Source organism: Pseudomonas sp. P4_C4, assembly GCF_056402055.1.
Window position 1 is genome coordinate 1 of the sequence record NZ_JBFUID010000112.1, and the last position, 8,763, is coordinate 8,763.

Annotated in this window: 9 protein-coding genes and 1 tRNA gene; 3 read left to right on the forward strand and 7 right to left on the reverse strand. The window is 58.3% G+C overall.

Annotated features, from left to right (window positions below):
- Positions 1 to 660: 660 nt before the first annotated feature.
- The 5 genes from AC1DXW_RS30430 to dapA all read right to left on the reverse strand — a co-directional run bounded on the left by AC1DXW_RS30430 (position 661) and on the right by dapA (position 4,350).
- A tRNA-Ser gene (locus tag AC1DXW_RS30430) sits at positions 661 to 750 on the reverse strand.
- A gap of 83 nt (positions 751 to 833) precedes the next feature.
- Positions 834 to 1,547: a phosphoribosylaminoimidazolesuccinocarboxamide synthase gene (purC, locus tag AC1DXW_RS30435; RefSeq protein ID WP_007944067.1), complete on the reverse strand. Its 714-nt coding sequence runs from the start codon at positions 1,545 to 1,547 to the stop codon at positions 834 to 836.
- Between the two features lie 28 nt (positions 1,548 to 1,575).
- Complete coding sequence (locus tag AC1DXW_RS30440; RefSeq protein ID WP_477756156.1) at positions 1,576 to 2,334, reverse strand: MBL fold metallo-hydrolase; 759 nt, start codon at positions 2,332 to 2,334, stop codon at positions 1,576 to 1,578.
- A gap of 4 nt (positions 2,335 to 2,338) precedes the next feature.
- Positions 2,339 to 3,454, reverse strand: a complete 1,116-nt coding sequence (gene bamC / locus AC1DXW_RS30445) for an outer membrane protein assembly factor BamC (RefSeq protein WP_477756155.1) — start codon at positions 3,452 to 3,454, stop codon at positions 2,339 to 2,341.
- A gap of 17 nt (positions 3,455 to 3,471) precedes the next feature.
- Entirely contained in the window at positions 3,472 to 4,350 is an 879-nt protein-coding gene (dapA, locus tag AC1DXW_RS30450; protein ID WP_477756154.1) for a 4-hydroxy-tetrahydrodipicolinate synthase, read from the reverse strand.
- A gap of 328 nt (positions 4,351 to 4,678) precedes the next feature.
- Here dapA and AC1DXW_RS30455 point away from each other — a divergent pair, with 328 nt between their 5' ends.
- On the forward strand, positions 4,679 to 5,239 hold the full coding sequence (locus AC1DXW_RS30455; protein ID WP_007979776.1) for a glycine cleavage system transcriptional repressor: 561 nt from the start codon (positions 4,679 to 4,681) through the stop codon (positions 5,237 to 5,239).
- A 10-nt stretch (positions 5,240 to 5,249) separates the two neighbouring features.
- Complete coding sequence (locus AC1DXW_RS30460; protein ID WP_477760864.1) at positions 5,250 to 5,723, forward strand: peroxiredoxin; 474 nt, start codon at positions 5,250 to 5,252, stop codon at positions 5,721 to 5,723.
- Between the two features lie 87 nt (positions 5,724 to 5,810).
- On the opposite strand, the gene AC1DXW_RS30465 is transcribed toward AC1DXW_RS30460, so the two are convergent.
- On the reverse strand, positions 5,811 to 6,881 hold the full coding sequence (locus AC1DXW_RS30465; protein ID WP_150756240.1) for an AI-2E family transporter: 1,071 nt from the start codon (positions 6,879 to 6,881) through the stop codon (positions 5,811 to 5,813).
- A gap of 31 nt (positions 6,882 to 6,912) precedes the next feature.
- Positions 6,913 to 7,152: a sulfurtransferase TusA family protein gene (locus AC1DXW_RS30470; protein ID WP_007996208.1), complete on the reverse strand. Its 240-nt coding sequence runs from the start codon at positions 7,150 to 7,152 to the stop codon at positions 6,913 to 6,915.
- A 98-nt stretch (positions 7,153 to 7,250) separates the two neighbouring features.
- On the opposite strand from AC1DXW_RS30470, the gene AC1DXW_RS30475 reads away from it, so the two are divergent.
- Entirely contained in the window at positions 7,251 to 8,684 is a 1,434-nt protein-coding gene (locus AC1DXW_RS30475) for a M48 family metalloprotease (RefSeq protein WP_477760865.1), read from the forward strand.
- Positions 8,685 to 8,763 lie beyond the last annotated feature (79 nt).

The window sequence follows — 8,763 nt, forward strand, 5'->3', positions numbered from 1 at the left end:
GTTCAAACATCTTTGGGTTTTGAGAAAACCCTAAACTTGGCTCAGCAATCGTTGGTTACATCTTTGATTTCTCGCGGAGTAACTTGTGATGCTGATAATCTGTTGACTAGCAGTCTGACTCCACAAGCACCCACACGAATTGCTTGATTCAGTTGTTAAAGAGCGGTTGGTTAAGAGCTTTCGTCTCAACCGAGGTGCGCATCTTACAGCGCATCTTTTCAATTTGCAACCTTAAAAGTTTCTGATTTTTCAACAAAATCAACTACTTAAGCCAAGAACAATATCAAGCTGCTCGTTAGCGGGAGGCGAATAGTACAGTATTAAAATACGTGGTCAACCCCCCCCACCTGAAAATTCTTCTTCCTTAGCAAAGCGCCCGGGGTTGCCACCATGAAAACCTCCAGCGTCTATATAAGGCATCGGGGCAGCAGAGAGCCCGGACCACGTCGCCTGGACATGCAGGCACAACAACGATGAGAAAACACTCCGGCAAATGAATACTCAAGGATCCCGAGAGAATGGCAGGTATCGCGTCGAGAATGCAGGGGCCGGAACGGACTAGCCCGGCATGCCGGGCACGAAATACCCTGACCAATATGACAGAAACGAAAAAGCCCCTGAAATGTTTAACCATTTCAGGGGCTTAGTCTTATTCAATAATGGCGGAGAGATAGGGATTCGAACCCTAGGTACCGGTAAAGGTACAACGGATTTCGAATCCGTCCCATTCGGCCACTCTGGCATCTCTCCAACGGCGCGCATCATAACAACACTTTCGCCAGAAGCGAACCCCCTAAGCGAAATATTTCTGTGCTTTCAGATGCTTGCGTCGGTTAAAGCGGTACGCCCAGACGATTGGCGACTTCTTCGTAGGCTTCGATGACGTCACCGAGGCCCTGACGGAAGCGGTCCTTGTCCATTTTCTTGCCGGTCGCCTTGTCCCACAGACGGCAGCCGTCCGGGCTGAATTCGTCGCCCAGCACGATGGAGCCATCGTGGAACACGCCGAATTCCAGTTTGAAGTCGACCAGCAGCAGGCCGGCGTCGTCGAACAGTTTGCTCAGGACTTCGTTGACCTTGAGCGACAGCTCTTTCATGCGAACCAGCTGCTCGGCGGTCCCCCAACCGAAAGCCACGACGTGGGATTCGTTGATGAACGGGTCGCCCTTGGCATCGTCCTTCAGGAACAGCTCGAAGGTGTAAGGGTTGAGCTTCATGCCCTCTTCGACACCCAGACGCTTGACCAGGCTGCCAGCGGCGTAGTTACGCACGACGCACTCGACCGGGATCATGTCGAGCTTCTTCACCAGGCATTCGTTGTCGCCCAGCAGCTTGTCGAATTGGGTCGGCACGCCAGCAGCTTCAAGCTTCTGCATGATGAAGGCGTTGAACTTGTTGTTCACCATGCCTTTGCGGTCGAGCTGTTCGATGCGCTTGCCGTCGAACGCCGAGGTGTCGTTGCGAAACAGCAGGATCAGACGGTTAGCGTCGTCGGTCTTGTAAACCGATTTGGCTTTGCCGCGGTAGAGTTCTTCACGTTTTTCCATGATGGGCTCCGCTTGCTAAGTAGATGGGCTAGGCGATGTGTCGCCAGTCGAGCCCTGAATCTTGATCGGCCAGTTGCAGCCAGTCCGGGTCGCACCCGAGGGTGTCGACAAAACATTGCCGGGCCAGCTGCGGCAGGTTGTTCTTGCTGCTCAGATGGGCCAGGACCAGGTGTTGCAGGTCTTTCCAGCCCAGCTCGGCCACCAGGAATGCCGCCTGGTGGTTATTCAAATGTCCCAATTCACCGCCTACCCGTTGCTTGAGAAAGTACGGGTAATGACCACGAGCCAGCATGTCACGGCAGTGATTGGACTCGATCATCAACGCATCGAGGTTCCGATAGCCGTCCAGCACCTTGTCGCAATACGACCCCAGGTCGGTCAACAGGCCGAAGCGCCGCTCACCGTCACTGAAGACATATTGCGTCGGTTCTTGTGCATCGTGGGCCACGGCAATGACACCGATGCTCAAGTCGCCGACTTGCAGCTGTTCGCCGCCAGCCAGAAAGCCTGCGGGTTCAATCGGTTTGCGCATCCCGCGCAACGTCCCGCGACTGAGGTATACAGGCAGATTGTAGCGCCGAGACAGCAAACCCACGCCATGCACGTGGTCGGCATGTTCGTGGGTCACGAGTATCGCGCTCAGCTGCGCAGGGTTCACACCCAGGCGCAGCAGGCGTTTTTCGGTTTCCCGCAGGGAAAAACCACAATCCACCAATACGTACGTATCAGCGCTGGCTATCAGCGTGCCGTTCCCTTGACTACCGCTGCCGAGAACGGCAAAACGCATAGGATCAGCCCAGGTTGTCCTGAATCTTGCTCAACACTTTACGCGCTACATCTGGCGGCGCCACGGTGTTGATGTTTTTCTCGACGGTGACCTGGACGTTCTCGCCAACCTTGCTCAGGCGAACCTGATAACGCTCGGCGCGGGCATCCAGCTCTTCCTTGCTCGGCGCAGTGCCGAACAGGCTGCTGAAGAAGCCTGGCTTGTCGTCTTTCTTCTCGGCTTTTTCGGCCAGGTTGATGTAGTACAGGCCCAGGCTGCGGTTGATGTCTTCAACACGCCATTCGCCTTGTTCCAGCGCACGACCGACGCTCGACCAGGCACGATCCAGGTCGGTACCGACGTTGAGCACAGGGTTGCCGCTGCCGTCTTCACTCAGGCTGACACGGCTAGGCGCGTCGAAATCACGTGAAGCCAACATGGAAACCGAACCGCCCTTCTCCGAGATACGGCTCATGCTCGAGAGCATATCGTCGACCAGTGCCGCGTCCAGGCCAGTGTTGACCGAACGGTTGGTGAAGGCCACGTCAGCGGTGCTGCCGGCAGGACGCTCGGCGCTGACCACATAGACTTCACTGGTGTTGCGCTGCACACCCGGCTCGATGCGCACCCGCACGCGGGTTTCGCTGTCCGTGCTGACGCCGGCCGCGCTCAGGCGTTTGCCCATGGCGGCGGACAGTTCGTCGGAATGCTGCCAGGTCGTGGAGAATTCGCCGGTTTGCGGACGCTGTTCATCCAGACGGAAGCCATTGTCCTGGAAGAACTGAACGGCCACAGGCCAGACTTCGGCCGGCGGGTTCTGAGCCAGGATGGAGCTGGAGCCGCCGCTCTTCTGCAGGGAGTAGGCACTGGCGTCGGCACCCGCCGTCAGCGGCTGAGGACGAGGAACAACGTATTCGCCCTTGGCGGTGTCATCGGCCACGTTGCGCGGGATCGGCAACAGCGGATCCAGACGCTTGGCGGTACGGACATCCTGCGGTATTTGCATCGGTGCAGTCTGTTGCGCTTCCAGGTAATCGCTACCACGGTCACGGAAATAACCTTCCGGGCCCCAGATCCATCCACAGCCACTGGTGCTGGAGATAATCAAGGCAAGTGCGGAAAGTCCGGCCATTCGCTTCATGCGTTGTACTTCCTCAATTAAACCAGGACGCCGCACTGGCGCAGGGCCTTGCGCAGCGTTTCGTGACAAGGTGCGCTCAGCCAGGTCAACGGCAGGCGAATGCCTTCGTGCATCAGGCCCATTTCAACCAAAGCCCACTTCACCGGAATCGGGTTGGCTTCGATGAACAGGTCCTTGTGCAGCGGCATCAGTTTTTCGTTGATTGCCCGGGCAGTCTCGGCATTACCCTTGAGGGCGGCCTCGCACAGATCGGCCATTTCACGCGGCGCGACGTTGGCAGTGACGGAGATGTTGCCCTTGCCGCCCATCAGGATCAGCTCGACCGCGGTCGGATCATCGCCGGAAAGCACGATGAAGTCCTTGCTTACCCCATCGAGGATCGCCTTGGCGCGTTTGAGGTCGCCGGTCGCTTCCTTGATACCGATGATGTTCGGCACAGTGGACAGGCGGATCACGGTTTCGGCCTGCATGTCGCAGGAGGTGCGGCCGGGAACGTTATAGAGAATCTGCGGAATGTCGACCGATTCGGCGATGTGCTTGAAGTGCAGGTACAGGCCTTCCTGGGTCGGCTTGTTGTAGTACGGCACTACCAGCAGGCAGGCATCGGCGCCGGCTTCCTTGGCGTTACGGGTCAATTCGACAGCTTCGCGGGTCGAATTGGCGCCGGTGCCGGCGATCACCGGAATGCGGCCATTGACCTGTTTGACCACGGCACGGATGACTGCGATGTGCTCGTTGACGTCGAGGGTTGCCGATTCGCCGGTGGTGCCGACGGCGACAATGGCATGGGTGCCGTTTTCAAGGTGGAAGTCCACGAGTTTGCTGAGGCTGTCCCAGTCAAGACGCCCCTGTGCATCCATGGGTGTGACCAGTGCCACCATACTGCCCGCAATCATGAAACCGCTCCTGCCGGAAAAAGAGAGCCGTAATGGTACTGGCGCCAAGATGCTTGCACAAGCGAAGTACTGTGCTGCCGCCATTCCCCTTGGCGCCGGTTTTCGCTACCCTTCAGACTTTGATCGGTACAGACAAGCTCGTCCGTCGGGTTTCAGCCTCCATTTTCGGCATCACAAGCCCTGATCCAGCGTTGCCACGCCTCGCTCCCGCCCTGCCGGAGCATGTCGCAACCTGTCACTTGGGGCTTTCTGAGTTCGCATCCGCAGGCTCGCTCCCGGTAAATCAGCCCTTTGACGTATCGACCGCTCATCGCTTTAGGAATGCTGCATGTCCACCCCCACAGTTCGCGAACAATTCCTTGTTATCAGTGCCCTCGGCGCCAACCCCATGGAGCTGACCAACGTCCTGTGCCGCGCCAGCCATGAAAACCGCTGCGCCGTTGTCACCTCTCGCCTGACCCGCCATGGCGAATGCAGTGCGCTGGTACTGGAAATCTCCGGTAGCTGGGATGCCCTGGCACGCCTGGAAGGCAGCCTGCCAGTGTTGGCCAAGCGGCATGCTTTCACGGTCAACGTGGTGCGTAGCGCGGCCCTGGAAAATCGCCCCCAGGCCCTGCCGTACGTCGCCTATGTCAGCTCGGCCTACCGCTCGGACATCATCAACGAGCTGTGCCAGTTCTTCATGGACCACAATGTCGAGCTGGAAAACCTGACCTGCGACACCTACCAGGCTCCGCAGACCGGCGGCACCATGCTCAACGCCACGTTTACCGTGACCTTGCCGGCCGGCGTGCAAATCAGCTGGCTGCGCGATCAGTTCCTGGATTTTGCCGACGCGCTGAACCTCGATGCCCTGATCGAACCCTGGCGCCCACAGAACCCAATGTAAGGAAGCTTTCATGGCCGTTGCCATCGACCAACCGGTTGCCGATTTCCAAGCCCCCGCCACCAGCGGGCACACCGTCAGCCTCGCTGGCCTGAAAGGCAAGCAGGTGGTGATCTACTTCTACCCCAAGGACAGCACGCCGGGTTGCACGACCGAGGGGCAAGGCTTTCGTGATCAGTATGCAGCGTTCAAGGCCGCCAATACCGAAGTGTTCGGTGTGTCTCGCGACAGCCTGAAATCCCACGAGAACTTCAAATGCAAGCAGGAATTCCCCTTTGAGCTGATCAGCGACAAGGACGAAGCCATCTGCCAGCTGTTCGACGTGATCAAGCTGAAAAAGCTCTACGGCAAGGAATACATGGGCGTGGATCGCAGCACCTTCCTGATCGACGCCAAAGGCGTGTTGCGTCAGGAATGGCGCGGCGTGAAGGTGCCGGGGCATGTTGATGCGGTGCTGGCTGCCGCTCAAGACCTGAATAAAGCCTGACCTTTAAAAGATCGCAGCCTGCGGCAGCTCCTACAGGATTACGCATTTCTCTGTAGGAGCTGCCGCAGGCTGCGATCTTTTTACAATCTAAAGCAATGGCGCCACCTCCGGCTCCTTGCGCGGCCAGGCATCCAGCACTGCCTTGAACAGCGTCGCCAGGGGAATTGCAAAGAATACCCCCCAGAAGCCCCACAACCCGCCAAACAGCAGCACTGCGCAGATGATCGCCACCGGGTGCAGGTTGACCGCCTCCGAGAACAGCAATGGCACCAGCACGTTGCCGTCCAGCGTCTGAATGATCCCGTAGACCGCCATCAAGTATATGAACTGATCGCTCCAGCCCCACTGGAACAGCGCAATCAGAAACACGGGCACGGTCACCACCACGGCGCCGACGTAAGGCACCACCACCGAAATCCCCACCAGCAGTGCCAGCAGCGCCGCGTAGTTGAGCTCAAGAACAACGAAGGCGATGTAGGTCACGCCACCGCAAATGAAGATTTCGATGACCTTGCCGCGAATGTAATTGGCGATCTGCCGGTTCATTTCATGGGCGACCCGGGTGATCAACGCCCGTTCACGGGGCAGGTAACCGCGCACCCATTGGCCGATCATGGCCCGATCCTTGAGGAAGAAAAACACCAGGATCGGCACCAGCACCAGATAGATCATGATGTTCACCAGCAATGGCAGGCTCGATAGCGAGAACGTAAGCGCCCACTGACCAAACTTGCCGATTTCGCCCCGCGCCACTTCGATAGCCCGCAGCACTTGCTCATCGGATACCAGATGCGGATAGCGTTCGGGCAGCAGTAGCAACAACGACTGCCACTTGGCAAGCATGCCGGGCAACTCGTTGAACAACGTGATCAGTTGGTGCCAGAGCAACGGCACGACCACCACGATGAATACCAGCAACAACCCCATGAATAACGCAAAGACCAGCCCCACCGCGACCCAACCCGGCACCCGCAGGCGCTCGAGGGTCACCACCAGCCCCTGCATCAGATACGCCAGCACCATGCCCGCGAGCACCGGCGCCAGCATACCGCCCAGGGTCAGCACGACGGTGAACGCCAGAAACAGCAGGACAGCCAGCACCACCGCTTCTTCATCGGAAAAATAGCGCTGAATCCAGTCGCGTAACACTTTGAACATCAATAATCCTTAGGAGCAAACGCAGCCGATTTCAGGCTTTTTTCAACCAGTAGCGGTAAACACCCGCGTCATCTTCTTCACGAAGCAGGGTATGACCGGCCAATCGCGCAAAGGTGCGAAAGTCGCGTTGCGAACCTGCATCGGTGGCGATGACCTTGAGCACCGCACCACTGGCCAGCCGGTTGAGCTCCATCTTGGCCTTGAGCAACGGCAACGGACAATTCAGGCCACTGGCGTCCAGTTCAACGTCATGCTCTACAGCGTCGGTCATTGCATCACTCCGGGTCAGGTGGTTGAGTTGCCTAGAATATCTGGTCGCAACGCCGGTGTCCGGCTACAGTAAGATCTTTGTCGACTAAGGCTTTGTGCATGACATTTTTGCGCCCTACCCTGCTGACGCTCGCTTGCCTGCTCGCCTCACCGGGCTTCGCCGACGACCTGCCGTCACTCGGCGACGCCAGTTCTGCCATTGTCTCACCGCAACAGGAATACCAGCTCGGCCGCGCCTGGCTGGCCATGTTGCGCAGTCAGGTTTCACAGCTCAACGATCCGCAACTCAAGAATTACGTGGAATCCAGCGTCTACCAACTGTTGGAGACCAGCCAGGTCACTGACCGGCGCCTGGAGTTCATCCTGATCAACAGCCCGCAGCTCAACGCCTTTGCCGCGCCGGGCGGGATCGTCGGGGTGAACGGTGGCTTGTTCCTCTACGCCCAGACCGAAGGCGAATACGCTTCGGTACTGGCGCACGAACTGGCTCACTTGTCGCAACGCCACTTTGCCCGGGGCGTCGAAGCGCAGCAACGCATGCAAGTACCCATGATGGCTGCATTGCTGGCGGGTATCGTGGTGGCAGCCGCAGGTGGCGGTAACGCCGGGATTGCAGCCATTGCCGGCACACAGGCCGCAGCCATCCAGGAACAGCGGCGATTCTCCCGGCAGAACGAGCAGGAAGCCGACCGTATCGGCATCCTCAATCTGGAAAAGGCCGGTTACGATCCCCGCTCGATGCCCAGTATGTTCGAGCGCCTGGGGCGTCAGTACCGCTACGATGCCAAGCCACCGGAATTTCTGCTGACTCACCCGGTCACCGAATCGCGTATCGCCGACACCCGCAACCGCGCCGAACAGTTTCCAAAGGGAGGTATCGAAGACAGCATGCGCTATCAACTGATCCGCGCACGCGTCCAACTGATCTATGAAGAAACCCCGGGGCTCGGTGCCAAGCGCTTCCGCGCCCAGCTCGACGAGAACCCGAAAAACGACGTAGCACGCTACGGCTTGGCGATCGCCCAGATCAAGGGCGGCCAACTGAACGAAGCACGGGAAAACCTCAAGCAGTTGCTGGCCAAGTCACCCAACGAAATCATCTACAACCTGGCTCAGGTCGATCTGGATATCACCAACAATCGCCTGGCGGATGCCCAGTCCCGGGTTGACCGGTTGATGGGCCAATACTCTGGCAACTACCCGCTGAACCAAGTGCGAGTCGACCTGCTGCTCAAGCAGAACCGTACTGCCGATGCGGAGAAAGCCCTCGAAGGCCTGCTCAAGTCCCGTCCGGATGATCCGGACGTGTGGTATCAGGTTGCCGAGACGCGCGGCCTGTCGGGCAATATCATCGGCCTGCATCAGGCTCGTGCCGAGTATTTTGCGCTGGTCGGGGACTACAAACAGGCCATTCAGCAACTGGACTTCGCCAAACGCAAGGCCGGCACGAACTTCCCGCTGTCTTCGCGGATCGACGCACGACAACGTGAGCTGATGGAACAAGAGCGCATGATCAAGGACATGATGGGCTGACGCCCTCGGAGACAAAAAGTCCGGACACAAAAAAAACCGCCTCTTTCGAGGCGGTTTTTTATTCAACCAACAACCGGGT

Coding starts and splice junctions, on each gene's coding strand:
- purC (WP_007944067.1), bottom strand. CDS start 1,547: ATGGAAAAACGTGAAGAACTCTACCGCGGCAAAGCCAAATCGGTTTAC.
- dapA (WP_477756154.1), bottom strand. CDS start 4,350: ATGATTGCGGGCAGTATGGTGGCACTGGTCACACCCATGGATGCACAG.
- AC1DXW_RS30465 (WP_150756240.1), bottom strand. CDS start 6,881: ATGTTCAAAGTGTTACGCGACTGGATTCAGCGCTATTTTTCCGATGAA.
- AC1DXW_RS30460 (WP_477760864.1), top strand. CDS start 5,250: ATGGCCGTTGCCATCGACCAACCGGTTGCCGATTTCCAAGCCCCCGCC.
- AC1DXW_RS30475 (WP_477760865.1), top strand. CDS start 7,251: ATGACATTTTTGCGCCCTACCCTGCTGACGCTCGCTTGCCTGCTCGCC.
- AC1DXW_RS30470 (WP_007996208.1), bottom strand. CDS start 7,152: ATGACCGACGCTGTAGAGCATGACGTTGAACTGGACGCCAGTGGCCTG.
- bamC (WP_477756155.1), bottom strand. CDS start 3,454: ATGAAGCGAATGGCCGGACTTTCCGCACTTGCCTTGATTATCTCCAGC.
- AC1DXW_RS30440 (WP_477756156.1), bottom strand. CDS start 2,334: ATGCGTTTTGCCGTTCTCGGCAGCGGTAGTCAAGGGAACGGCACGCTG.
- AC1DXW_RS30455 (WP_007979776.1), top strand. CDS start 4,679: ATGTCCACCCCCACAGTTCGCGAACAATTCCTTGTTATCAGTGCCCTC.